This is a genomic window from Psychrobacillus sp. INOP01 (genome assembly GCF_018140925.1).
GTDB lineage: Bacteria > Bacillota > Bacilli > Bacillales_A > Planococcaceae > Psychrobacillus.
In genome coordinates, this window is sequence record NZ_CP073315.1 from 1433218 (window position 1) to 1459998 (window position 26781).

A 26781-nucleotide genomic window follows, 5' to 3' on the forward strand; every position below is an offset into this window, starting at 1 on the left:
ATTATAAGCCCCAGACTCAAATCCTAAACTCGGTAAATCATCGTAATAGAAGTCCCAGATATTCCATAATCTTTAAAACCTAACTGCTTATAGATATAAACCGCATGCGTGTTTTCAGGGTCTACACTTAAGGATAATGATTTATATCCATCCTCCTTAGCCTGCTGGATGATCTTTTTCATAAGCAATGTCCCTATTCCTAATCCTCTGGCTTCTTTAGTAACTGCTATTCCTAATTCAGGAGTTCTATTATCTACAAAGCCATATCCCTTATTTGATTCATCAAACAATCTATACCAAACGGCTCCTACAGCTCTGTTATTCTCATCAATTGCTATTAATGCTGTATCACCTTTTCTTCCCCATTCTTCATAGTACTTTTTTATAGAAGGGGAGTTTAATAGCTCCACTTTATTCTTTATATTCTCCGGAATATAAATAGATTCATAAAGCATATCCTTCAAGAATTCCAGTTCGTTTTTCTCTAAATTTCTAATACTCAACAAAGTAAAGTCACCTCATATATCAGCATATTGCTTACTTCTACTAATCTAGAATTATCCCTGCAAGTTCTTATTGTATTTCTACAACAAACGTATAAGATACTTCTCCATTTGACCATTCTGCAAGTATTTCATATACATCCTTTCCGGCACTTTCTGGTGCTTTGATTTGGTTATTATTTACTGACACTTCTTTTTGTCTTCCGTTTTCATCCCAAAGATAAGCAGTTATCGTTGGTTCATCTTCTATATTTATATGAATAGTGTCACTCTGGCCGATTTGAATTGCATCAAAGTTCTCCGCAATTTGATAGGGTGAAGCTGAATCAGTTTCTATAACTTCTGTCTCCATTCCTCGTTTTCTTTCCCATCTATAATTCCCCATTGCCATATCATATTGTTGCCCATTAACTTCTATTGTTCCTGTCATTGTAGGCGGAAAATCATTTTCGCTTTCTTGTTTACTTGATTCGGACGAACAAGCTGTCATTACTAGCGATAAGCCTAACAAAATGACTACTAAAATTCCTTTCATAAGATAATCCCCCTTTATAAAAGTTAGACTATAAATACTAAATAATGTTACATCTTTTTACCAAAAAAAGTTGAAAACCAACATTTGCTGATTTCCAACTCTAATTTTACTTCATATAATTTTGAACTTGTTCGTAGCTTGAAAATAAATTCATCTATCTTTCTCCGCTATCTTTTTTAGTTCCATGGATCGGGAAATAATGAAATTTTTCATATATCTTTCTAAAAATAATTTATCTGCCAGTATTCCTAGAATGCCAAACGGAGACTTATAGAGAAATGTATCAATCATTAACGTGCCTTCAGATACTTCTAGAAAATCATGCGTATGAATAAACGAATGAAAAGCGCCCTTTATCATAGAATCTTTAAATTGATTTGGCCTATCCATCCATACTATTTTAGCAGTGAGCCTCTGCCGAATACAGAAATGTGTTGCTTCCCAGGTGACTATGTCGCCTTCCTCTAGTAAACCTCCCGTTACTCCTCCCACTGCTTTTTCGTTTGTATGGGAGGTTGTTTTTGTATGTACTTCCACGTTCCTTGCCAAGTCAAAACAAATTTCTTTCGGAGCATTTATGATTTGTTTATGTACAATTTTAGGCAAGTACTTACCCCCTTATTATTAAAGCCAATTATGTTGCTTAGCACATTCTTCAGCTAACTTTAAAAGGTTTGTTCTTTTCGGATTGGTCGGTTCAATCTTTTCGATTAATTGTAAGGCAGTTTCAAAGTTAAATGAAACATAGCCTGTTTTTTCAAAATCAAAAGAATATGGCTTCATCTCTATTACTTTTGCTAAAAACCATATAGTATAAGAATCAGTAGAATCCCAATACCATAAAGCAAAAGGGATTTTCTCCTCTCCCAATACAATACCCACTTCCTCCATTGCCTCACGTTCTAGTGCCTGGTCAATATTTTCAGTTTCCTCTAGTCTTCCTCCTATTGTCGTCAACAGTTGCTCATCCCTATCCCATGCCATAAGAATATTTCCATTTTCCGTAAACGGAACACAATGAACTCCTGCAATTTTCTTATCAGTCGGCAAAGAATCTATTTTAGTTAGCAATTCCATTCCCACTCTCTATACTTTAGTCCATAAGTAATCTACTATTGAAAATAACGAACCTATAACAATTATCAGGATCCCAAAACTGCTCCCCGTATCTCCAGGTTTCAATACGAATGCAATTCCAAATAAAATCATCGCAATACCTATACCCAAAACTTTTGTATAGATTCTACCGTTTGCTATTCCTCGATTACTAAGTACTATAGCTCTAAGTACGCATAACGTTATTCCATATAGTGTTAACAGAATATTTCCTGCTTTTTCGAATTGATTAATTGTTATATTAATAAATAGTGCTCCAAATAATATGGATATTATAGCAATAAAAGTTTTCATACGTCCTCCATATTCCTTATTTCCCTATAGAAAAACCTTCAAACAATCGTCCCCCAAAAGGCTCCATCACTACTTCGACCAAATGAATTACTTTTCCTTTATCACCAGTTTTGTAGTATGTATCAAATGCTTCGACAAATTGATTGGTGAAGTCTTCATCATATGCAAGTAAAGAGCGGACAATCCATTTAGAAGTACCTATCCAACAATGGTTGGTTCTTAGAACAAATTCACTTAATAGTTCTGCTAAAGTGTTTGCGATGAATATTTCTTCGGCTCTATTGGAACATCCTATAAAATCATCTAGTGTATCTGTCAGAAAGTACCGTTTTATTTGTACAATTTCTTCTGACCATTTTTCTGGTCCTTCATTTAACAGTTCCGCTGCTTCTTTTTTTATAGATTCAATTACTCCATCGTCCCTTAAAATAATTCCCTCCGATACCATTCTAGGCAGGGATGGGCGAGCACGTTCTCGATCACTCTCAAAAAATGGCTTATAGGAGCTCGCATTATGTACAAACACTTCAATTGGCCAATCCAATTCTATAAACGACTCTCGATAAGAAGAAGGAACTGTGTCATCAAAAATCACAATGTCTAAGTCGGATGTATTCGTTGCCTCTCCCCGTACGACGCTCCCTGCTAACAAAGCACCATTACAATTCGGAAAATACTTATGTACAAATTTTTGAGCTACCTCCATTGGATTATGTTTGTTCATGTCTATCGCCTCCATCTCTCTTAATAATTTCTATAGTAAGGAGGAAATACCTTCATTATTCAAGTCAATCCATAAAATTAAAATCCTTATTTCGCTCAGACTATATACTACTTTAAAAGCACATCTAGCAGTTTAGTCCTTTTACTCTAAAACAGAAGTCCTGATTTTATAAAATAAAATCATTCCCTTTCACCTGTTTTTTATAATTCAAATAAGAACCAATGATTTTAATTTCATATCTCTTCTAGTTTTAATACAATTAGTAAAAATAGGATATTCGATTAAGTTTTAACATTCACGTTAGGAGGATTATTCATATGCGTAATAACAAGAAAGTTTTGGTATTTGGTTTAGGCCTATTTAGGCCTAACAGTTATGTTAGGAGGATGTAATATAGGGACGGATAATACAAAAAGTATTGAAATAGAAACTGAATCAGCAGTACCACCAGGTGAAGAACAAAAAATTTCAATGAACACCAAAAATTTTGTTAAAGTTCAGGATTATAACGGAGAAGGCTACGCGTTAAGAAATGGTGAGGAAACGATAAGGAGGGAGATCTGGCGATACAACGTCATATCCATGTAATTTTAGCATCCTTGCATAGGGTGCCAGTAATCTACCGTTTCCACCTGCTCCATGAATTAAAATAACTTTAATTTTAGAACTAGGAACGGACATTCGATCCAGATGGATATAATAATCGTTCCATTTCCACCATTCTTCAATAAGAGAAAAAAGAAACTTTTTACCAATGAAAAATTTTCTGATGTATCACGCTGTTGCGATTGTACCAATTGATGTAAAAAATAAAATAATTGAGACAGACAAAGTGTTTACACAGGCTGGTCAAGTAGAAGATGCTCTAGCCAGTGGATTATATGTAATGGCATATGAAAAAGAAATAGAAAATTTGAATAACTTCGTTAACCAAATGTCAAAAGAATATTCTCTAGTAGGAAAAAATAAAGAAGCGGTTCAAAATGTCGGTGGAACAGGATTTTTAACTCCTTTTTATTTCATAAGTTCTATAGGAGAGACCTTCGATAAGATTAACTCTTTGTACTTAGAGAATCGAAATGTAGATAGAAAAGAGCTAAGAAGTATTTTGGATGAAAGTAAGTTCAACCCGGATGATGTGAACATCGTATTTAACGTGTTTATGAAAGAAGACAATACAGAGCCAGATGAAAAAGCTTATGATGAAATTTACAAGGAGATTGAAACAGCTGAAGGATTTCTTAGAGGATCATATTCTTTTTTAATGCATGATAATTTGATTAACAGTAAATATGGGAGTGGTTCGAAAGGAAATACTATAGATAAAAATGCAGTGAACGAGATCATGAAAGAATAGATTTTCTACACCTTTAAACAATTGAGAAATAGATATCTCATGAAATCGTACTATAGTCGCTATTATTGTTCAATACAATTATTTTCTCTCGTCCTTTATAATTCAAAAGACCTTAATAACAATTAAAAGTTCATAACCTTTCACCTGTTTTTTAAAAATTCAAACAAAAAATTAGGATTACATTTTCATATCTCTTCTCGTTTTAATACAATTAGTAAATATAGGATATTTGAAATTATTAAGTTTTAACATCCACGTGAGGAGGATTTCATATGCATAAGAACGAGAAAGTCTTGGCATTTGGTTTAGGCATAACAGTTTTGTTAGGAGGATGTAGCATGGGGACGGATAATGTAAAAAGCACGGATTCGGAAACTGAAACAGTAGCACAAGCTGGTGGAGAGCAAGAAATTGCTATGAACACAGAAAACCTAGTTAGTATTCAAGACTATAACGGAGAAGGCTATGCGTTAAGAAATGGTGAAGAGACAGATAAGATTGCTGAAGCTAACCGTGAGGATATTGAAGTAGCGGTTAAAAAATTCTTTAGTGAGAAATATAAAACCGAAGTAATTGTGCATAATCTAGTAGGTGCTGTGGACGGTGTTTCGGTATTCGTAGAATCGGTAGGCGAACCACATTTTCATACTTTTGCAATAGTCCCTATTGATGTAAAAAGTAAAACAGTGAAAACGGATGGTGTATGGTCTCAGGAAGGACAGGTAGAAAGCGCCCTATCAGCTGGAATATTTGCAATGGCATATGAAAAAGAAATAGATAATTTAGACGTTTTTGTAAACCAAGTAATTAAAGATTATCCCGTTGTTGGTAAAAACATGGAAGCAGTAAACAATACTTCGTCAGGATACTATACCTCTCATTACTTTATTAGTGCATTCGATGATATATTCAATAAGCTTAACACTTTATATATGAAGGACCAAAATATAAGTAAAGAAGAAATAAGAAAATTCCTCGATGAAAGTAAGTTCGACCCTGAGTCAGTTAGCATAACTCTTAACTTTTTTATGAAAGAAGCTAACACTGAACCAGATGAGAAAGCTTACGATGAAATTTTAAATAAAATTAAAGAGAGTGACGGTTTTCCAAAGGGCGGCTATGCCTTGATACTTAACGACAACACAATAGACAGCAAGTATGGTACTAATTCAAATGATAATACTATATCCAAAAATGATTTGAATAAAATCGTGAAAGAATAGGAGTCGAGCACCTATGACCACTATAAATGATGTATCAAACACAGACGATAAGGATTTGGTTGAACTTGCAGGTTATCATTCCTATAAACACTATGAAAGATTCAGTGATATATGGGTTAATGGAAAAAGATTTGATGTAATTCATACAAAATACAATTCTGTATCTGGTTTAGATGCATTAACCGTTAAGAATTTTGAAACAAAAGAAATTTCCATTGTATTCGTAGGAAGCGAACAGTTAGACAAAGACTGGCTCGGTACAAACACTAAGCTAATTGGCACAGTCCCACCACAGCAAATTGAGGACGCTAAAATATATTTCCAGCAAATGAACGATAAATACGGAGAAATTTCTTCTGTCTCCGGAAATTCACTTGCTGGTGCTTTGACAAATGCAGTGGCAATCGACAATCCACAGGTGAAAGCAGTGACGCTTAATCCTGCTATTCTTCCTTTTGGTATGGTCGATTCTAGCGAAGAATATCCTAATATTACAAATTACTATAGTAAATATGATTTTCTTACTGGGACGGAGGAATCTCTTGGTTTAGGTGATCGGATTCCTGGAAACAAACATGGGATAAATAATGGCGTTCCTCTCTTTTCGATGCTTGGTTCTAATCACACAGGCTATATAGAAGCGGATGAGAATGGCGAATTCAAAATTGAAGTAGGAGTAAAAGGTCAGCCGGGGCATGGATTTATCTATATTGGAGCTGATGATCATATTGTCACGAGCCTTTGGACTGGTTCCCCTTTATATGGTGGTCAAACGGAAAAAATTGTTTTAAACAAAGAAAATTTGCTACTGCTATCAAACGGGATTCAAGATCAGGTAAAAGGCAGAATTACGAATGTACAAAACTATCTAAACAACTCCGTAAGTATTGTCTTAGATGAAAGTATGCAGTTTAGCACTCGCGTAACAGTCTTACAGCAAACCTTTCAAATGATGTTTGATGAAACTGCGGGAGATCCTTTATTCAACGGAATCTCCAACACGGGTACCCTTATTAAAGGATGTATCGACCATTTAATTACTCTATTAGACGCTGCTGAAGCTAAATGCAGAATACTAAATTCTATCTTGAACTCTAAACCTGCAGAAATAATAGAATTTATTGCTTCCATAAATATTGATGTAGAGAGCCTCTTTGCTCCTGCAAGAGAATATTTAAACCAGTTAAAAGATGATGTGGATAACTTAGTGAATGGTGCACAAAACATCATCCAAACATACATACCTGAGCTTTTTAAAGGTGGCAAGGATATGTTTGTAGATGCAGTAGTTGGTGAACTAAATGCGCATTACTCAATCGTTCACAAAAATAAAGAGGCTGTTTATAACCAATTAACAAACTATGAAAAACAGGTTAAAGATATAGCTACTTCTATGTTTAACAAGGATCAAAATCTGGGAAGCTCTATTCAATCAGGGATCTCTCTTGCAGACGGTGTAGATGCTATACAAAAGACTGAAATCATGAATATTGAAAACTCCCCATATTTAACAATAGGGATGAAAATAAAAGAACTACAGGTTAATCTAGCTCATCAACAATTCACCTCACTAGTAACTACTATATTACAGCCAATTGTTGACAATATTTACCAGATCGCTCTGTTTGTTGAATCAGCATTATCTTCTATTATTTTTAGAGTTAAAGCTGCTCTTAATGTAGGGCTCTATGGTAATCCAGTTGGTTTATTCATCAGCCTATTTACAGATTATGAGCAAAAAATAAAAACAGCAGTTAATAATGCATTTGTTCCTTTAGAGGAGATTAAAACTATTGCAGAAACTGTGCGTATTGGAGCTGGTAGTATGTCAGCGAATATTCCTGAAATGCTTCAGAACTTTAAGCCTTATATAGATACAGCCATTTTCGAGCCTGGGAAGTTTGATGATGTCAGGCTCTATAACATTTCAACTTTAGCTATTCTAGACGAAATGGAAATGCTATTTAATGATATTATCTTTCAATTATCCAATGAAAAAGCAAATGCTATTGAAGCAACACTAGAAGTATCAAAGAATGTATTGAGCAACCTACAGATATTAAAGGAGCAGGTTAATCGAGGTACACTTTAGATAAAGTAAACTATCTTCCATCAGTGTAGGTATTATTCCCCGTTAATGCGGGATAAATAGAGGTAAGAAAAAGGTGAGCTCCTAACGATCTCACCTTTCATGTACTAGTTATTTTTTCTTTTGTTAGATGGGTTTTTATTGATTTTGTTTGTTACTTTATTTTTCGATACCTCTATAAATTCTTCAGCAATTTCCTCGTCCGGATTATTCGTAGGATTCTTGTACAATTCATAACTATTGTGTGTTCTTACATTTACGGTCTTATTGTTATTTTTACTCATGAATATTCACCTCCTAGAATATAATTTGCTCTAGCTAGATGGTTTTATGCTTACTGAGTAAGTGTATATTCAAGATCACTCACTCTCTTGCTATTCATCCGTTCTCTTTTTTATCTCCTTAGCTATTTTTCTTAAAGCCTTTTTGGACCCTCTTTCCATATCATGTTGGAGTTTACGCTCTGTATAACTTACAAACAATGTAGATAGATCATAACCTTCTGGGTATAAGTCGGTTGCTTTTCCCTCCAACACTATCCTTTTAACATTCTGCTTTATTACTTCATTTTTGTAGAAAACAGATACATTATTCTGTTGATCCTTTTTCTCGTACACGATACCAAAATCGTCATGTTCAAGTAATTTTACTCTGTCTCCTCTTTCGAAGCTGTACGTTTCTACTTGTGATTCCCTATGAGTAGTTGGTTTTTTAATCTTATTTTCTCTCACACGTTCTAAATCATATGTTTTGTCTTCCATATAGTTTTGCGCTTTTTTTAGTACTTTCTCTTGAATATTCATTTTCTTAGAAATCCATAGAGCATTACTTTCCCCTGATTTACCAATGAGAAGCTTATACATCGGCTCTAATGCTTCACTATCAAACTGCATCGCCGCATTCATAAAGTCACTATGGATTTCTGAGTAGCGCTTAATCTCCCCATAATGGGTTGTTGCGACAGTAATACAGCCCATTTGATAAAACTCCTCCAAGATTGCAATAGCTAGAGCCGCTCCTTCATTTGGTTCAGTTCCACTTCCTATTTCATCGAAGAGAAGCAATGTATTATTCGTCGATGTGCTCATAATTTCCGAAATATTTTTCATATGAGAAGAAAAAGTGCTAAGAGAATTTTCAATACTTTGATTGTCTCCAATATCGACAAATATGTTATCGACTACCGCTATTTCCGTCCCAACATCGGCGGCTATATGAAACCCGGACATGACAGCAAGAGTTAAAATACCAATCGTCTTCAGCACCACCGTTTTTCCTCCCGCATTTGGTCCAGTAATTATCAAGCTTCGATAGTCCTTTCCAATTTCAAAATCTAGAGGTACGATATTACCGGTCAAAATTGGATGCTTGCAATTTTTTAAATGGATATACCCATAATTGTTTAACTTCGGTTCAATACCATCGATACTTTTACTAAATTTCGCTTTGGCAAAAATCATGTCATACTGAGCAATCAATTCGATATTAATATGAATTTGTCTAATTTCCTCTAGAATCATTCCCGAAATAGTAGCCAAAATTTGATACTCTTCTATTGATTCCTCCGATTTAAGGGTTGCTAGCTCTCCGTTAAATTTAGTGATCGCTGCTGGTTCGATAAATACCGTAGATCCTTTAGAGGATGATTCAATAATCGTACCCTGTACTTGGTTTTTATAGGAAGCTTTAATCGGGATAGTAAATCTATCATCTTTTTTACTGATAAAAAATTCCTGTATATATTCTTTGTTGGCACTACTTTTGAGAAATTTATTCAGCCGCTCCTCTATCTTTTCTTCGGTTTTTGCTATTTGATTTCGTATACGCTTTAACTCTCTGCTCGCTTCAGAATCCACCATATTCCCTCTAATAGAAGCATTAATCGTTTCTTCAATAGTCGTAAACTCCATCATGGAATAAGCATAAGAATGAAGAATAGGGGCAAAAAATTCTTTACCTAACATGAATTTCTTAATCATCCTACATCCTCTTAAGAAATCCGATATTGCTACTAACTCAGAAGGCCCCAAAATCATCCCTTTTTCAAGTTTCTCCATGAGGTGACCAATATTGGAGATACCCTTTAACGGTAGATGATTTTCTGCATCTAACAATTTTCTTGCTTCAGTCGTCTCGTTTAGTCTATTTCCTACTACTTTACTGTTTGGACTTGGGAAAAGATTATCTAATAATTCCTTCCCCAAACTACTAACGCAGTAGGATTTCACCATCTCTTTAAGTTCGTTATATTGTAATTTTTCATAGGTCATCGTATTCATTTACTTACCTCCACTAAGAATAATAAAAAAATGCCCGCAAAAAAGTTTCCTACCACTCCATTTTAAAAAAATGGATAGAAAGCTCCTGCGGGCATCTGCCAAGTATTTTAGACGAGGCATACAAATTGTTCACAAAAAGAGGCCAAGAAAAAGAGCGCAGCAGGACAAATCCCACCACGCTCTTCGTCCTAACATACATCATGTTAAACGAACTATGGAAAAGGAAGCAGTCTTCAGGTAGGTATCCACATTGAAAAACAATGTAGAACAAGGCGTACTAAATAAGCTGGTTAATCACCAGGTTTCTACACACCTTATTTAACTAATGGAAATTAGCTCATACCTACTTCAGACATACTTCACCACACCTTTTATTAGAATATTTCCACTATATCACCATTCAAAATAAGAGTCAATCGGGAATTATAATTGGTACACCTCTCCAGATAGTTGAATCCTTTAAAATCTCTCTCATCACAACTACCCTATTTTTTTATTGCTCCATAGACTTCTTCTGCTGCATGAAATCCGTCTTCAATAACTGTGCTTTCGAGATTGTCTATATTTACGGCAATTGGGGGTAGCAACACGGATGGTACTTCCTTCTTTCCATTATTAACTTGTTGATTGGCGATCACGGTTTCTCCCTTTGCCATGGCGACTGCTATTTCCGCTACTTTTTGGGTAAGGATTTGAATAGGCTTATAGACAGTCATTGTTTGTGTTCCAGTTACAATTCGTTGGACACCTGCAAGATCGGCGTCTTGTCCTGCTACTGGTATTTGACTAGCTAAGCCGTGGTCCTCGAGTGCTTGAATGGCGCCACCAGCTGTAGCATCATTCGCAGCAATTACTGCATCAATCTGACCATTAGTCGTACGAATAGCTTGCTCCATATTGGTCTGTGCATTTGCAGGAGTCCAATCCTTTGTCCACTGATCATAGACAACATGGATATCTCCACGCTCAATATACGGTTGTAACACCTTGAATACGCCATCTTTCAATAGATGGGCATTGTTGTCTGTAATGGCTCCTCCTATAAAGACATAGTTGCCCTTTGGGACAAGTGCTGTCATAGCCTCTGCCTGCATTTTGCCAACTTGCTCATTATCAAAGGATATGTACATATCTAGTTCTGCGTTTTTGACGAGACGATCATAGGCAATTACTTGAATTCCTGCTAGATGTGCTTTATGGACAATTGCCGCTGTAGCCGCCGCGTTATGAGGAACGATTACCAAGAGATCAATGCCGCTTTGGATGAGCGTCTCTGCTTGTGATATCTGTAACGCATCGTCCCCATTTGCAGCTACAATTTCTACTTCTGCTCCGAGGCCTTCTACAGCTGCTTTAAACAAGTCACGGTCTTTTAACCAACGTTCCTCCAGTAATGTATCCATGGAAAATCCAATTCGTACAGGGTCATCGTCTTTAATAACTGGGCTAACTTCTGGCTCAAGCGTTTTAGGTGCAGATGTCTCCGTACAGCCAAAAAGTAGCATGATTACTCCTAAAAGACATACGGCATTGATTTTACTTTTCATCTAACTCCCCCTCTACACTTCAGCTTTTTTGCTCCATAATGTTTTTCTATATTCCTTCGGAGACACTCCACACATTTTCTTAAATACCTTACTAAAATAATTTGGTTCATGGTACCCAATCTCAAAGGTAATTTCCTTTAAACTCTTTTCTGGGTCATTCAGCAATTTCTTTGCTTTTTCAATACGACACTCCGTTAGATAATCTATATAGTTTACTCCTAGCTTTTCCTTAAACATTTTACTAATATAAATTGGGCTTAAATTCACTTTATGTGCAAGCGTATCTAATGAAATATCTTCATGCGAATGTTCACGAATATACTGTTGGATTTGATGTATTTTATCGGCTTCTATTTGATCGTAATGTGCGTTATATACAGAATTCATCTGTTCAAGCAGTAATAATGTCTCTGTTCGTAGCTGTCGATAGTCATTTGCTTGGAAGGAGTAAAATAGCGCAATTGCTTCCATTCCCATTTCATCCATCACACGGTTTGCCACCCAAAGTAACTCAAGTATTCGCTGCTGTGTATAAATTAATGAATTCCCGCCATTTTCGTACTGCTGAATCACATCCAACAAACTAGTACGAATAGCCATCCAGTCTCCAAGCCGAATATGGTCAAAGAAATCTTTCTGCTGTTGCTTAATAATCTGAGTATCTGTTTCTAAAGTAAGCGCAGGAACATCCATATAAAATCGGTATTTAACTGCTAAAGATGTGTCCATAGTTGCAATAAGTGCCTCTTGGTAAGACAATCGAATTTCATCTAGTGTTTGACACACCTGACCAATCCCCAAAAACCAATCTGTTCCCTGCCGTTCCTTATCTAAAGATAAAATGGCTTTAGCTAAAGCTATCGCTTGGGAACGAAAGCTCCTCTTTGAATCCCGAAAAATAATTAGAGGAAGCTGCCTCCCGTTTAAAGCTCCTACCCAAGCGTCCCCAGTTTCCCTAACCCTTTCTTTAATCGACAAATAATTATTAAGTGCTCCTTCTGGTAATACAACTACCACAACAAACTTTTCAAGTGTAGAGTGAATATCAAGCATTTCTACTAGCATATCAATATGAACCTCATGTACGTGGTCAAATAGTAATTGGGTGACGATGTCAGTTTCTACTAAGGTAAGTGCCTGTTTCCACTTTTCGCTCTGCATCTTGCTAGTACTAGCTGCTTCTAGCTCCTTCTGACAATCCTCCAGTACTTTTCCAACTGTCACTACAATTTCACTAGCTTTACTCGGCTTCAATACATAGTCCTTCACGCCAAGCTTGATGGCCTGTCTTGCATAATCAAACATGTCAAAAGCAGTTACCATCACAAATTTGATAGTAGGATGGCTAATCTGAATTGTTTCAATGGCTTCTAGCCCACTCATGCCAGGCATCATTATGTCCATTAAGACCAAATCAGGCTGAAAACTGTCTGTAAGTTCGATTGCCATCTTTCCATTTTTCGCCTGTGCAATTAAAAGGTCTGGAAATGCCTTTTGTAGGATGGCTTCCATTCCTGCTCTCTCAATTGGTTCATCATCCACGATTAAAAGTCTCATCACTTACCTCCTCCCTAGTATCTGGGATTTGTATGGTTACCTTCGTTCCAATACCCTTTTTACTTTCAATGGATACTAAATTTTCCACACCGTAAAATAGATGGAGCCTTTTTACTACATTTTGAAAACCAATGCCAGTGGAATGCCCTTCATTTGCATCAATTTGTCCTTTTAATAGCTGATCTATTTTTTCCTGCGATATTCCTTTTCCACTATCCTCGATTTCAATAATAACCCATGAGCCATCTCTTAAAATTCTAAACGAAATAGTACCACCATTCTCTTCTGGCTCGATTGCATGGATGACAGCGTTTTCAATTATAGGCTGGAGAGTAAGACCAGGGATATTGACGTGCAAGCATGATTCATCGATAGTTGCCTGAAAATGTAATCGATCTGTAAAACGTGCTTTTTGTATTTCCATATATTGATTGAGCACAAGTACTTCCTCATATAAAGTAACTGATCGATCTATTCGCTTTAGGTTATACCGCAATAACCCAGCTACACTAACTAATAGGTCGCTCGTTTCTTCTGCTCCATCCAAATAGGCCTTCTTGGACAAAGTATTCAATGTGTTAAATAGAAAATGAGGATTAATCTGACTCTGCAAACTTCTTAACTGACTCTCCTTCAGTAGAAGCTTACTCTGCTGAAGCTCATGCTCAAGCTGTGCCTTTTGCTGAATCTCCAATATCAAGTCATTAATGTTAATACGCATTTCATCAAACGTTTGAGCTAAGAATGCAATTTCATCGCTAGATTCCACTATTATTTTTTGATTAAAACGTCCTTGAGCTAACTCATTTGCTGCCTTCGTTAGCTGATGAACAGGTTTTGTAATACTAAGCGAGAACCAATAGGTAGCTAAAAGTAAGACAGCTGTTACTAGTAGCAGTATCCAAATCCCTAGCCTTTTTAACTCCTCTGACTGATTGATGATTTCTCGATAGAACAGATTATAAGTCTTTAGTTCCCGTTCTAAAATGGTTAATGTCATTTCAGATATGTACAGTGATATACGATTCGCTTCATTGAATTCATTTGTAGAACCTTCTAACTCCTGTTCCTCTGAAAATAGTATAGAACGATTTGTCGTCTCTACTAAACTATCGATTAAATGTATATAATTCGTAACAGAAAACGCATTTTCTTCATTGCGAAGCTTTGCTACATCATGTTGAACTTCCTCAATAGTTTTAATACTTTTCTCTATTTGTACTTTATGCACTTCTGATGGGTCTAGTAAGTAATTATTTAAGTCTGTTATAATTTTTTGACTAGCAATAGTCACTTCATTCATACGTAAATAGCGCTGTAGAATGGTATTGGTTTGTTCTTGGGTTTGCTGATTGTAATAAGTCAGCATCATCCAAATAATTCCCATGATAAGTAGCATAACGGAAACGAGCAACCAAATCTTTCGTTGAATGGTTGTCATGGTTTTTCACCATCCGGTACGAGCATATGCGTTTCTGTCAAATATCCATCGGAATCAAGCGGAACTGTCTTACCCGTAATCCATTCCATGAGCCACTTTACACTTTCCTTGCCCATTTCTTTAGGCTTTTGCTCTAAAATACCATCTAGCTTTCCTTGCTCTAAAAGGGTAGTCGATTCAACTCCATCATCAAACGTATAAATATGATAAGGCTCCACCTGTGTTCGTCTTCCGATTTCCTGAATCATAGGTCCCGCATATTTCGCATTGATCGCGATAAACGCAGTTGCTCTAGGTGCTTCATTCATAAGTTGTTGGGTTGTCGAAATCACTCGTTCATTTGTATCCTCTGTTCCTCTAATGATTATGTTAATCTCTGGGTATCCCTCGAGGACATCCCGTATCCCTGCTAAACGTTCTTTTTGATAATATGCTTGCACTTCATCCCCAAGAATTATCACTTCCCCAGATGTGCCCATTTCTTTAATAAGCTGATGGGCAACCATCTTTCCTGCCCAGAACTGATCTGAACCGACGTATGTTTTACGCAAACTTTCTTCCACTGGAACGTCATTAGCAACTGTTATGACAGGAATTCCATAAAAGGCTGCTTTTATTTTTGATAGCTCTTTAAATTCCTCGGTATCTAGGCCCTGAACGATGATCCCATCCACTTTGGAATGAATGGCAATCTCCATTTTTTTTAAAAAATCGTCCTGGTCATTTCCGTAGCTTCCCCACACTTCTAGCTCAACATTTTCTTCCTTAGCTCGCTGTTTAGCTCCTTGTCCGACCTTATTCCAAAAAGGGGTATCTAACTCTTGCGTAATTAGTACAATACGAACAGAATCTTCCAACTTGGAAAGGGTAGCAGGTAATTCACTTGTAGATCGAAAAGCCTTTGTTGCAGATATAATCGTGAAATAACTGAAAGCAATGATGAGTGCACCTAGTAGAAGAACAATTTTTTTCCGCATTTACCTTCCCCTTTCCATAGGCTTGTTTCTTCCATATTAACACCCGGAATTAAATTGACAATCCTAATTTTATGATGTATTTCCCCATGCTTTAATCATGAGAAATCCTTTTTTTAGAACATCCCTTTAATCTTTTGTAAAATTAGCCGTTCCGCATGTATTTAAACATTGGGAGCAAGTAATCGCCATAATATCTTTCAGAAAAAACCTTTTCATATTAATAACACGAGGCACCCCTATAACAGAAAGGGTGCCACAAATCATAACCTATTCTATTAAGCTCGTTGCTTACGTGTCATTACATCAAAAATTACTGCTCCAGCTAAAACTCCTCCACGAATCATATACTGATATGAAATACCAACTCCTAGTAGGTTCATACCACTTGATAAGGAAGCCATTACAATGGCACCAATAATAGCACCTGTTACTTTACCGACACCACCAGCAGATGATACACCCCCAACATATGCAGCCGCAATTGCATCAAGCTCGAATAGTGTACCTGCTGTAGTCGTTGCTGATTGAAGCCTAGAAGTAAATAGAATCCCAGATAATGCGGCGAGCATTCCCATCGATCCAAATACGATATATGTAATCTTTTGTACATTGATACCACTTAAATGAGCAGCTTCTGGATTACTGCCGACTGCATAAATGTGGCGACCAAGTACCGTTTTCGTCGATAAGAAATGATAGATAACTACTACTATAATCATAATGATTACTGTCCACGAAAAACCGTTATATCCTGCTAAAATCCATGTAATATATCCAATAATTGCGGATATTAAAACAAGCTTTGCACTAAATAATCCACTAGACATAACCTCGAAACCATAAGTCATTTTGTTGCTTCGATTTGAAATCTCATTGTAAATAAATAAAAGAATTCCTACTAACCCTACTAATAATGTTAATAGGTGCAAGCCATTTATTTGCATAATAGATGGAATAAATCCATTCCCAATCGCATTGAATTGGTCATCTTTAATAATGATAGTTCCTGTCTTCTCTGTAACCTGGAGTAATGCACCACGGAAAATTAGCATTCCTGCAAGCGTTGCTACAAAGGCTGGTATCCCAACTTTAGCAATTAATACACCATTAACCAACCCGATTAGTGCTCCAAGGATTAAAATAACTGGAATAGTAATCCATACCGATACACCCATTTGTGTTAAGAATATCGCGGCAATGGCACCAAGAAATCCTGCTAAAAATCCAACCGATAAATCTATATGACGAATGACAATCACGAGCGTCATACCAACTGCCAAAACGGCGATATAACCTGCTGAATCCAATAAATTACTAATATTTCGCGAAGACATGAATAGTCCATTCGTCATAATCGTAAACGTTAACATAATCACTATTAACGCAATATACATTCCATAATCTCGAATGTTGGCTTTGACGAGTGCTTTTGCTTCTCCAAAAAAGTTCATCATAATCCCCCTTTTATTGCGTCGCAAGTTCCATTATCGTTTCTTGTGTCGCTTCCTCCATGGTTAGTTCGCCTTTAACGGAGCCTTCCGCCATGACATAAATTCGATCGCTCATTCCTAGTACTTCACCTAGTTCAGAGGAAATCATAATAATACTCATTCCTTCATTGATCAGTTCATTCATAATTGTATAAATTTCGAACTTTGCACCAACATCAATTCCTCTTGTTGGTTCATCCAATATCAAAATCTTAGGTCCAGTAAACAACCATTTACCAAGTGATACTTTTTGTTGGTTTCCACCACTGAGTTTCCCAACAATTTGTTCGAGTGAGCTTGCTTTAATATAGAGTGAATCCTTATATTCTGTACCAATTTTCACTTCTTCGTTTAAATTTAGTATTCCCTTTGTGGAGATTCCTTTTAGATGCGCTGCAGAAACATTACTCTTAATATCCTGTAGCAGGAATAAGCCATCTCCTTTACGATCCTCAGTCACATAGGCAATACCAGCTTTAATCGCCTCACTTGTATGCTTCAATACCTTTGTTTCCCCATACAGTTTCATGCTGCCTTGTAGCTTATAGCTTTTAGGATTTCCAAAAATGCTAAGGGCAAGCTCTGTACGTCCTGATCCCATTAAACCCGCAATACCAATAATCTCGCCTCTTTTTACCTCGAGCCGAACGTTTTTTACAACATTCCGACCGAGCTGTGTATCATAAGCAGTCCAATCGGATAATTCAAGAATGGTTTCTCCAATTTTCTTGTCTGGACGCTTTGGATATATGTCTTCAATATCGCGACCCACCATGTTTTTAATAATGACATTTTCAGATACTTCTCCGTTACTCGCATCAAGCGTACAAATCGTCTGTCCATCACGTAAAACTGTTACTTTATCTGCAATTGAGATGACTTCCTTTAGCTTGTGAGAAATCATGATACAGCTAATTCCTTGTTCTTTCAGCTCGTTAAGAAGTACCAATAAATTCTCACTATCATCCTCATTCAGTGCTGCAGTCGGCTCGTCTAATATAAGTAAATTTACATCCTTACTTAACGCTTTAGCAATTTCAACTAGCTGTTGTTTCCCTACACCTAATTCTTTGATCAAAGTTTCTGGAGTCACTCTTAACTTCACTTTGTCCAATAGCCCGGTTGCTTGAACTATCGTTTTATTCCAATCTACGAACGGACCTTTTTTCAATTCGTTTCCAGCGAATATATTTTCATACACTGTCAAATCTGGAAAAAGAGCTAGTTCTTGATAAATAATACCGATGCCAACTTTGACACTATCAGTAATCTCGTTGAACTGTTGAACTTTTCCCTCAAATACAATGTCTCCATCATAAGTACCATATGGATAGACCCCGCTTAACACTTTCATAAGTGTGGATTTACCTGCACCATTTTCCCCAACCAAACAATGAATCTCGCCTTTTTTCACTTTAAAGTTCACGTTTGAGAGGGCCTTGACTCCTGGGAATTCTTTAGAAATATTATTCATCTCTAAAATGTAATCACTCATACTATTGCCTCCCCTTACTAAAACAATTAAAAATGGAGAAATAGCGATAGATGAATCTACCACTATTCTTCCTTTTCAGCTGCTTTACTCTAAACCTGTGAATTCACTAGCCTCGTAATACTCAGAATCAATAAGCTCTGCCTTTACATTTTCTTTGTCAACTACAATAACATCCGTTTGTTTCGCTTTTACTTCAACTGCTCCATTATCGTAAGAACCAGTTGTTTTTGGTGTTTTGCCATCTAACACTTCTACTGCCATACCCATAGCATCTTTTACTAATGTACGAACATCTTTGAAAACGGTCATTGATTGTTGTTCATCAATAATGTATTGGATCGATGCTTTTTCAGCATCTTGCCCAGTTACAAAGTAATTAGTAATTGCGTTGTCAGAAGCAAATACATCCGCAATAGAACGAGCAGTGCCATCATTTGGTGCTAAAATAGAAACGTCACCTTTTAAGTCGTCACTAGCTGCAGTTAAATGTGTCTGTGCTTTGTTCTTTGCATCATTTGCATCCCAGTTCGTTGTAATCTGACCGATAATTTTTCCTAATTGATCACGCGACAGATCCGCTGAATCCTTTAAAGCTTCTGCTTCACTTGAGTTGGCAATTTTGAAAGTTCCATCAGCAATTTTCGGTTGAAGCACTTTCCAAGCTCCCTCGAAGAACAAGAACGCATTGTTATCAGACGCCGCACCAGCATACAAATAAAGTGGCACATCTGAACCATCTGCATTATCTACTAAATACTGAGCTTGTGCAGCACCAACTGCTAAGCTATCAAAAGTTACATAGTAATCTACTGCATCCGTATCCGTGATTAAACGGTCATATGCAATAACTGTTACATCCTCTTTTTTTGCTGCTTCTACTGCTGCTGCAGCCGCTGCTCCATCATGTGGAGTGATGATTAATACTTTTATCCCTTTATTTAATAATGCTTCTACATTTTCTTTTTCCTTCGCTGAAGATCCTTGGCTGAACAGAATTTCCGTAGAATAATCCGAATCTGCTAAAGCATCTTTAAAGCGTTGCTCATCTTGAACCCAACGTGGCTCATCTTTTGTTGGTAATACGATACCGACATCTACCGAACTGTCTCCGCCATTATTACATCCCGCGGCCACTAATGCGAAAATCATCAAAATAACTAAAAAAGTTAACCCCTTGAACTTCTTCATTTTAATATCCCTCTCCCTTTTTCTAAAAAGTAATTACTACTTAATTATAAATTCGGAATATTTTTATGAAAGCGCTATCAACTGTATTCTTTTATCATTACCTATACTTTTTTAACTTTTGGAATGATGTAGAGGATTTTGGGGTGAAACTCCACTCGACTATTAATATATGTCAATAAAAAAGAAACCTTAAGCATCAATGTAATGCTACAGGTTTCTTAGAATGTTCTACAGTATATCTGGCATCTGGGCTCTCGTGAATTTCTTCGAAGTAGTGATTGAAACAATATCTTTAGCCATTTCGCCAATCATCTTCCCAAAATTCTTGTTTATCACTTTCTATATTTTTCTCTTTTTCTTGTATAAATTGTTCAAATGATTCCATCAAGCGTTCTAGCAAAATATTTTCTTTCTCGTAGGTATCTATTGGTTTCACATCTACTGATGAAACATTAGATGGAACTCCAGTAAGCTTATAGACACTAACATCTAGGGCTCGTGCAATGGGTTTATTATATCGTTCATCTGGGACGTATTCCTTTCGTTCCCAGTTAGAAATGGTGCTGACCGTAACCTTTAACTCTAAAGCTAGGTCTTCCTGTGACATGTTCTGTTCTTTTCGTACTGTACGCAGTACCTCTCCCTTGATTTGCAAAGTATACTCCCCTTTCTAACCATTATTTAATAAGTAATCTACTAATATTTACCCCACTTCATAACTATTATGTAAATTATCTGATAATGACTAGAAAGTACCTATACTAAGAGAATAGTTATTTAGACTGACTAAATAAGTTTTTAGATTGTAATCTTAAATTTGTTATTCTATATTCTATCCATCTTTCTTCCAATGTAAAGTAAGTGTGAGGAGATTCCTAATACATTTGTATCACTAGCTTTTTCAGTTAGTAATCTTATGACTTTCTCAAACTCATTTTCTCCTTTATCTCTCCAGTAACTCCAATTATCACTGCTCAAGAGAGCACCTATATTGGAGCCTATTAATTCTAGACTTTCAAATCCATGCTCCTCCATGAAGGGTTTGATTTCTTCTATATTAAAGTAATAAGCGCCTGTAAATCGTCCTTCATCTCCATGATTAAAACAACCATTTTGAGAAAATTGTTCTATGTTATCCATCTCGTTATTTGGCTTCCAATTTTCAGGATGCAAAAGAGAAGTTAAAACATGTCTAATTCTCGGCATAAATGCCACAAAAACAATACCATTCTTTTTCGTAACTCGATATAACTCTTCTACTGCCTGAATACGATCAGCTTCTTCTTGTAAGTGATACAAAGGGCCAAGCATTAATGTAGCATCAAACTGTTCTCCTTTAAGTACAGTAAGATCTCTTGCATCAGCCACATGGAAACCATTAAAATTTTGTTCTACCTTAAGTTCCTGCGCTTTATTTTTAGCAATCTCAACAAGCTTTGGGGTTAAATCAGTAAGAGTTACCTTATATCCCTCATTAGCAAGGTGCATAGAATATTTACCTGGTCCCGCACCATTATCTAGAATATTCCCATTCAGAGGAAGATACTTTTTAATATAATGCCAATTCACTAGAAACTCGATAGGCTCTTTGTCTAGTCTTCCCCATTCATCAAACCTGTTGTAGTATTCAATAATGTTACTCATACAACCACCTACATTCTTTTCATTTAATAAATAGTTCTGCACAAAGGTAGAAAGTTCCTTCTAAAAGTCTTCATATAAAAAAGCCCCCGATCAATTCAGTAAATTGATTGGAGGCTTATTTTAGTTCTCATCATCCCAAAAATCATCTTTAAAAAATGGCTCAAGCTTTGTTTCTCTAAAAAAATGTTTCATATTAGGTATGTTAATGTCCCCATTCGGCTGTAAGACTTCTTTCCTAAGTCGATTACACCAAATAGGGTCTAATTCTGGAAACCTTTCTTCAAACGATATTAGTTTCTCGTCCTCCAAATGAATAAAAAACCATATAATAAATGCATACATAATAGGAAAATCTCGTTGGATGTCCTGATGATGTGTGACAAAAGCTTTAATATAGTGATGAAATTCATTCCATTTTACATCACCAAAACCACCGACAAACTTACGTTTATGCTGAGGGGTAAACGAAAAACTACTACCTGCATGCCAAGTACCAAGTTGCATCGTAAAAGCTGTTGTTGCACTTCTTCTTACTTCCATGTCCGGATCATTTAAATATAAATCATAGCGGTCATATGGAGGTACCATTCCAGTATGGAAACCACCTACACCAACTCCAGTTAAAGCTGCTTTTACCTTTTCTATTATCTCCATAATTCACCTCTACCTTTGTTGGACATAATGCATTAGTTCTGTTCTGTACTTGGCAATTTCCTTACTCGAATTCGGATATAATTCAAGTAAAAGCTGCATTAAATCAATCATGCCCTCCCTTGAATCTCCTAACTTATAACGTACTACAGCAAGCATTGCACGAAATGCTTCCGAATCATGAAATTTCCCTATGCCATTAAAGAGTATTTGTTCTGCCTCTTCATACCGAAGGAGTGAAAAATAATTAAAACCAAGATCCATATAGGCTTTTTGCTTTAATTCCTTTGGTAACTCTAGTTCAATGGCTAACTCATAATACTTGATGGCCTCATTTGCATTGTCTAGAACACTATAATTCCATCCACATTCAAAATATATACGCCCATCTTTATAAGGGATACTTTCTAATATTTTTATTGATTCTTCAATATTACCTTCTCGACGCATTTCGATAGCTTGTTGAAGTTGTTCCATTATCATTACCTCCTTTGCAATAACTACTTCATGTATCTGGAATAATTGTCACCCCAATTGTTCGTACGGGGATATCTTTTCCGTCTTGGTTACTTGTAGAACGATAGTATTTAGTTAAGATCTCTTTTAGTTCATCTTGAAAATTCAGGAAGTCTTCATCATTCATTTTTAATTCGATTAAGGAAAACGCTGCTCCATCATGAGAATGGTTCGTTTCTTCTATTTTCTTTAAATAGTTTTGATATTGAGTCATTAATGATAATTGATAAAAAGATACAAAATCCAGTTTTTCTTGTTGAGATGCTTGATTCCATTCACCTTGGTTAAGTTTCAGCTTCTCTTCATTTAACACATAATATTTCTCAGAAACGGATTTTACTTTCTTTTCCTTCATTACACGAATTATCTCGGAGTCTAATAACACTTGTATATGTCTGTAGAGAGTTGCTTGAGGAACATCCTTAATGATTTTGACCATTTCCAATGGTGTTAATCCATTTTCTTTATTCCTTAATAATGCTTGAGAAATTTTCATTCGTACTGGATGCATTAGAACTTCAACTTTATTTAACATTCTATCCCCTCATTTCTCTATTCTTATTCTCATTATAGATAATAAGAATAAATAGTGCAAAATATAACTTACCGTGTTATCATTATCAATAATGAAAATGAAATTATTAAAGGAGTTGGGATTATGCAATTACATTATGGAATAAATGATTTAAAAGACTTTGATTTAATGTCGTTTCTACCTATTGTGCTTCCAGTTATTTTAGTAGGTTTTATACTTGCAATGGTTGCATTAATAGACTTGTACAGAAATAAAAAAAGAAGGAATAATGTGCTCATATGGACGCTAATAATAATTTTCGGCAATACAATTGGGCCTATTCTGTATTTTGTTATAGGAAGAAAGGATAGTGAGCGAGTTTGAAATTGGAAATTAGAAATGTAAAGAAAACTTTTAATAATAAAACTGCCGTCGACAGCTTCTCGATGGAGCTACAATCAGGAGATTGTGTCGGATTAATCGGACCAAATGGAGCTGGGAAATCTACGCTCATTAAAATGATCGCAGATATTATTAATCCGGACAGTGGTGAAATTCTATTAAACGGAAAAAGAATTTCTTCGATGAAAAAAGAAATTGGGTACTTACCACAATATCCAAACTTCTTTCATTGGATGACAGCCAAAGAGACTCTTATGTTCATGGGAAAACTTTCGGGACTAAGCAGAAATGTATTAACAAGCTCTATTCCAATCATTTTAAAAAAAGTTGGATTAAGCAAAGAGGAAGACACGAAAGTAGGCACATTTTCAGGAGGCATGAAACAGCGACTTGGAATTGCTCAAACTTTACTACATAAGCCTTCCCTCATTATTATGGATGAACCTGTCTCTGCCTTAGACCCTATTGGTCGGAGAGAAGTATTAAACCTTATTCAAGAGATAAAAAAGGAAACAACGATTCTACTATCAACACACATTTTAAGTGATGCACAAGAAATCTGTGAGCGATTTATAGTTATTAAAAATGGACTTAAAATCGAGGACACATCAATTACTGAACTACTTCAAAGAAATAGTGACAATAAATTAAATATAGAAATTACAGAGAAGGATCAAGGATGGATTGGCGTTATAGAAGAATTACCTTACGTGAAAGGCATAGAAGTAATTGGGAATAAGCTTAAGGTGAAAGTTGAAAACCTAGAAACTAACAAAAACTTATTACTAGTTCATGCACTGGAGCATAATGTAAATATCCTAAAGTTTGAAGTCGGAAACGATACATTAGAAGAAATCTTTTTGAAATTGGTGGTGGAGAAATGAATAGTTTTATAGTCCTGGTGAACAAAGAATTTACCCAGATGATACGAGATTTTAAAATCATTTGGCTACCACTAGTATTTATCTTATTAGGAATTACACAACCTGTAATTACGTATTACTTGCCCACCATATTAGAAGCTTTAGGAAGCGGTCAAGGCATTACGATTGACCCAAGTATGACAAATCAACAAGGCGGAGAGATTTTAGCTGGCACATTAGCTTCACAATTTGATCAGCTAGGAATTATGATTATTGCAATCTCTTTGATGGGAATCATACAAACCGATAAAGCTAACGGAATGTTGGCCTTTATATTAACTAGACCTGTAACTGTTCGTTCATACGTTGGAGGTAAAATTGCTTCTAACTATATTTTTACTGCATTTAGTATTACTGTTGGATACCTTGCATCCTATCTATACGTGAATTTTCTATTCACAAATGTTGCTGTTTACGATATGCTCATAGGCCTCTTGTTTTATCTTGTCTGGGTTCTTTTTATAGTCTCGTTTACAACGATGATTAGCACACTAATAAATAGTCCCGGCCTTATCGCATTAATTTCCATTGCATGTTTAATAGCTTGCAGAGTTATTGTTGGCCTGAATTCAATGATAGATTTAGTAAATCCCGCCAGTATGAGTAAACATGCTATGGAAGTACTCATAACAGGTTCTGTAAATTCAAACGCAATAGGCAATCTAGGTGTAACGTTTCTTTGTGTTGTCTTGGCGATATTTGTAACAAACTATTGGATTTCCAATAAAAAATTCAGTAACGAATGATAGGAGACACAAATAGAAATGGTACCTCTCTAGCCATCAAATTTGTTTTAGGTTCGATTATTTCCGTATCAATTGACGAATCATGATCGTATTGTATTTTAGTTAGCAAGGCATTATTTCTTTAAATTATGATTCCTTGATACAAGAATATTGAACTAGATTTTTAATTGAAGTATTTAAACTTAAAAATACCGTATCCGTGTATTCTTTTGTATAATAAAGAGATAATGAGTTTAGCTATTATTTTTAAATAATAAAATACAAAACTATCTTTTTTTACTACAGGGGGAAATAACCAATGACGATTCTACTGGTAGATGACAATACCGTCAATCTATTCGTAATAGAAAAAATATTAGATAGCGCTGGTTATAAAGATACAGTCCCACTAACATCAGCTCAAATGTTATTTGACTATTTACAGCTCGACAACCCAAATCCAACCTTTAATTCGGTGGATTTAATCTTACTAGACATTATGATGCCTGAAATTGATGGTATTGAGGCCTGTAGACGCATCAAACAAAATGAGCGATTTAAGGATATCCAAATTATATTCGTAACAGCACTAGAGGATAAAAACAAATTAGCTGAAGCACTTGATATTGGTGGAATTGATTACATAACTAAGCCAATAAATAAAGTGGAGCTTTTAGCACGAATTCGTGTAGCCCTTCGATTAAAGGCAGAACTTGATTGGCATACACAGCATGAAAACAAAATTCAATACGAGCTAGACTTAGCTACACATGTACAAAGAAGTCTTTTAACTCCCCCCTTAAAAGAAGGAAAGATTCAAATAGAAGTATCATACCTGCCCTCCTTTAATCTTGCCGGGGACATGTACTATTGGCATAAAATAAGTGAACATCGATATGTAGTCGTTTTGTTGGACATGATGGGACATGGTATTTCTGCTTCCCTAGTATGTATGTTTATATCCTCTGTATTAAGAGAATCTATTAAGCAATTAGTGGACCCAGAACTTGTTATTAAGGAATTAAATCGCTATATGCTTGTTTTACATAACGAAAAGATTGGAATTCCTTATTATTTTACAGCCATATATATGGTAGTTGACACAGAACAGAAAACTATTGAGTACGTAAATGCTGGTCATCCACCCGGATTTGCACTTATCGACGGTAACAAAATAGTTCCAATAGATCGAGGAAGTTGTGCGGTTGGATTCTTTGATGAGATCGAGGTTAAGAAAAAGATTATTACGTACGAAAAAGATATACAAATTATATTGTATACAGACGGAGTTCTAGAGGCAATGGGACCATGTGAAATTGAATCAGAAAAGCAGCTTGAACAGTTAGCTTCTAAAAAGTGGAACCAATCACAGTCACTCATCGATAACCTACTATCAAAAGATAAACAAACGGCTCAGCCTGACGATATGTGTGTGTTAATGATTAAATGTAAAGCATAATAGAAAAAGTAAATCCTAAAAGGAATTACAACAAATATGTATATATAAAAATGCATGAATGTTGACGTAACAACATTCATGCGTTTTATATTTTACAACTTTTTATCTTGTCTGCTATTTGAAAGATAAAAG

Annotated in this window: 27 protein-coding genes; 7 read left to right on the forward strand and 20 right to left on the reverse strand. The window is 35.8% G+C overall.

The genetic code is table 11. The annotated features are described in order from the left end of the window. Positions 1–23 precede the first annotated feature (23 nt). The 6 genes from KD050_RS07215 to KD050_RS07240 form a co-directional block, all read right to left on the reverse strand. Complete coding sequence (locus tag KD050_RS07215; RefSeq protein ID WP_235753936.1) at positions 24–503, reverse strand: GNAT family N-acetyltransferase; 480 nt, start codon at positions 501–503, stop codon at positions 24–26. A gap of 70 nt (positions 504–573) precedes the next feature. Next, positions 574–1038: a hypothetical protein gene (locus tag KD050_RS07220; protein WP_211895517.1), complete on the reverse strand. Its 465-nt coding sequence runs from the start codon at positions 1036–1038 to the stop codon at positions 574–576. Positions 1039–1188: 150 nt separating this feature from the next. Beyond that, positions 1189–1644, reverse strand: coding sequence for an SRPBCC family protein (locus tag KD050_RS07225; RefSeq protein ID WP_211895518.1), 456 nt, complete (start codon positions 1642–1644; stop codon positions 1189–1191). An 18-nt stretch (positions 1645–1662) separates the two neighbouring features. Further along, entirely contained in the window at positions 1663–2109 is a 447-nt protein-coding gene (locus tag KD050_RS07230; RefSeq protein WP_211895519.1) for an NUDIX hydrolase, read from the reverse strand. Between the two features lie 15 nt (positions 2110–2124). After that, positions 2125–2448: a hypothetical protein gene (locus KD050_RS07235; RefSeq protein WP_211895520.1), complete on the reverse strand. Its 324-nt coding sequence runs from the start codon at positions 2446–2448 to the stop codon at positions 2125–2127. 16 nt (positions 2449–2464) lie between these two features. Continuing rightward, positions 2465–3172 (reverse strand): nucleotidyltransferase domain-containing protein, encoded by a 708-nt coding sequence (locus KD050_RS07240; protein ID WP_211895521.1) that lies wholly within the window; start codon positions 3170–3172, stop codon positions 2465–2467. Between the two features lie 754 nt (positions 3173–3926). Here KD050_RS07240 and KD050_RS07245 point away from each other — a divergent pair. From KD050_RS07245 to KD050_RS07255, 3 genes are all read left to right on the forward strand, one after another. Continuing rightward, positions 3927–4529: a DUF1672 family protein gene (locus KD050_RS07245; protein WP_211895522.1), complete on the forward strand. Its 603-nt coding sequence runs from the start codon at positions 3927–3929 to the stop codon at positions 4527–4529. A gap of 272 nt (positions 4530–4801) precedes the next feature. Continuing rightward, positions 4802–5752 (forward strand): DUF1672 family protein, encoded by a 951-nt coding sequence (locus KD050_RS07250; RefSeq protein ID WP_211895523.1) that lies wholly within the window; start codon positions 4802–4804, stop codon positions 5750–5752. A gap of 13 nt (positions 5753–5765) precedes the next feature. After that, the gene (locus KD050_RS07255) at positions 5766–7844 is read left to right on the forward strand and encodes an SA1320 family protein (protein ID WP_211895524.1); all 2079 of its coding nucleotides are present in this window, start codon (positions 5766–5768) and stop codon (positions 7842–7844) included. A 104-nt stretch (positions 7845–7948) separates the two neighbouring features. Here the strand turns inward: KD050_RS07255 and KD050_RS07260 are convergent, their stop codons facing one another. The 14 genes from KD050_RS07260 to KD050_RS07325 form a co-directional block, all read right to left on the reverse strand. After that, the gene (locus tag KD050_RS07260; RefSeq protein ID WP_211895525.1) at positions 7949–8125 is read right to left on the reverse strand and encodes a hypothetical protein; all 177 of its coding nucleotides are present in this window, start codon (positions 8123–8125) and stop codon (positions 7949–7951) included. Between the two features lie 90 nt (positions 8126–8215). Beyond that, the gene (locus tag KD050_RS07265; protein WP_211895526.1) at positions 8216–10120 is read right to left on the reverse strand and encodes an endonuclease MutS2; all 1905 of its coding nucleotides are present in this window, start codon (positions 10118–10120) and stop codon (positions 8216–8218) included. A gap of 485 nt (positions 10121–10605) precedes the next feature. Next, positions 10606–11667 carry a D-xylose ABC transporter substrate-binding protein gene (xylF, locus tag KD050_RS07270; RefSeq protein ID WP_211895527.1) on the reverse strand — a complete coding sequence of 354 codons (1062 nt, stop codon included), beginning with the start codon at positions 11665–11667 and terminating at the stop codon, positions 10606–10608. Positions 11668–11679: 12 nt separating this feature from the next. Beyond that, complete coding sequence (locus KD050_RS07275; protein ID WP_211895528.1) at positions 11680–13227, reverse strand: response regulator; 1548 nt, start codon at positions 13225–13227, stop codon at positions 11680–11682. After that, positions 13202–14665: a sensor histidine kinase gene (locus tag KD050_RS07280; RefSeq protein ID WP_211895529.1), complete on the reverse strand. Its 1464-nt coding sequence runs from the start codon at positions 14663–14665 to the stop codon at positions 13202–13204. Before KD050_RS07280 ends, KD050_RS07275 begins: the two co-directional genes overlap by 26 nt. Next, a complete protein-coding gene (locus KD050_RS07285) occupies positions 14662–15642 on the reverse strand; it encodes a substrate-binding domain-containing protein (protein WP_211895530.1) in 981 nt (326 codons plus the stop codon). Before KD050_RS07285 ends, KD050_RS07280 begins: the two co-directional genes overlap by 4 nt. A 275-nt stretch (positions 15643–15917) precedes the next feature. Further along, entirely contained in the window at positions 15918–17093 is a 1176-nt protein-coding gene (locus KD050_RS07290; RefSeq protein ID WP_211895531.1) for a sugar ABC transporter permease, read from the reverse strand. 13 nt (positions 17094–17106) lie between these two features. Beyond that, a complete protein-coding gene (locus tag KD050_RS07295) occupies positions 17107–18627 on the reverse strand; it encodes a sugar ABC transporter ATP-binding protein (protein WP_211895532.1) in 1521 nt (506 codons plus the stop codon). An 84-nt stretch (positions 18628–18711) separates the two neighbouring features. Then, positions 18712–19815, reverse strand: coding sequence for a sugar ABC transporter substrate-binding protein (locus KD050_RS07300; protein WP_211895533.1), 1104 nt, complete (start codon positions 19813–19815; stop codon positions 18712–18714). A 292-nt stretch (positions 19816–20107) separates the two neighbouring features. Then, positions 20108–20470, reverse strand: a complete 363-nt coding sequence (locus tag KD050_RS07305) for a helix-turn-helix domain-containing protein (RefSeq protein WP_211895534.1) — start codon at positions 20468–20470, stop codon at positions 20108–20110. A 170-nt stretch (positions 20471–20640) separates the two neighbouring features. Then, the gene (locus KD050_RS07310; RefSeq protein WP_211895535.1) at positions 20641–21459 is read right to left on the reverse strand and encodes a class I SAM-dependent methyltransferase; all 819 of its coding nucleotides are present in this window, start codon (positions 21457–21459) and stop codon (positions 20641–20643) included. Between the two features lie 120 nt (positions 21460–21579). Then, positions 21580–22113, reverse strand: a complete 534-nt coding sequence (locus KD050_RS07315) for a hypothetical protein (protein WP_211895536.1) — start codon at positions 22111–22113, stop codon at positions 21580–21582. A gap of 9 nt (positions 22114–22122) precedes the next feature. Next, positions 22123–22587 (reverse strand): tetratricopeptide repeat protein, encoded by a 465-nt coding sequence (locus tag KD050_RS07320; protein WP_211895537.1) that lies wholly within the window; start codon positions 22585–22587, stop codon positions 22123–22125. 28 nt (positions 22588–22615) lie between these two features. After that, positions 22616–23161 carry a helix-turn-helix domain-containing protein gene (locus KD050_RS07325; RefSeq protein WP_211895538.1) on the reverse strand — a complete coding sequence of 182 codons (546 nt, stop codon included), beginning with the start codon at positions 23159–23161 and terminating at the stop codon, positions 22616–22618. Positions 23162–23284: 123 nt separating this feature from the next. Between KD050_RS07325 and KD050_RS07330 the strand changes: the two genes are divergently transcribed. The 4 genes from KD050_RS07330 (at position 23285) to KD050_RS07345 (ending at position 26649) form a co-directional block, all read left to right on the forward strand. Then, a complete protein-coding gene (locus KD050_RS07330) occupies positions 23285–23524 on the forward strand; it encodes a PLD nuclease N-terminal domain-containing protein (RefSeq protein ID WP_211895539.1) in 240 nt (79 codons plus the stop codon). After that, on the forward strand, positions 23521–24426 hold the full coding sequence (locus KD050_RS07335) for an ABC transporter ATP-binding protein (RefSeq protein ID WP_211895540.1): 906 nt from the start codon (positions 23521–23523) through the stop codon (positions 24424–24426). Before KD050_RS07330 ends, KD050_RS07335 begins: the two co-directional genes overlap by 4 nt. Continuing rightward, on the forward strand, positions 24423–25211 hold the full coding sequence (locus tag KD050_RS07340) for an ABC transporter permease (protein WP_211895541.1): 789 nt from the start codon (positions 24423–24425) through the stop codon (positions 25209–25211). Before KD050_RS07335 ends, KD050_RS07340 begins: the two co-directional genes overlap by 4 nt. 298 nt (positions 25212–25509) lie before the next feature. After that, positions 25510–26649, forward strand: coding sequence for a SpoIIE family protein phosphatase (locus tag KD050_RS07345; protein WP_211895542.1), 1140 nt, complete (start codon positions 25510–25512; stop codon positions 26647–26649). The last annotated feature ends 132 nt before the right edge of the window (positions 26650–26781 follow it).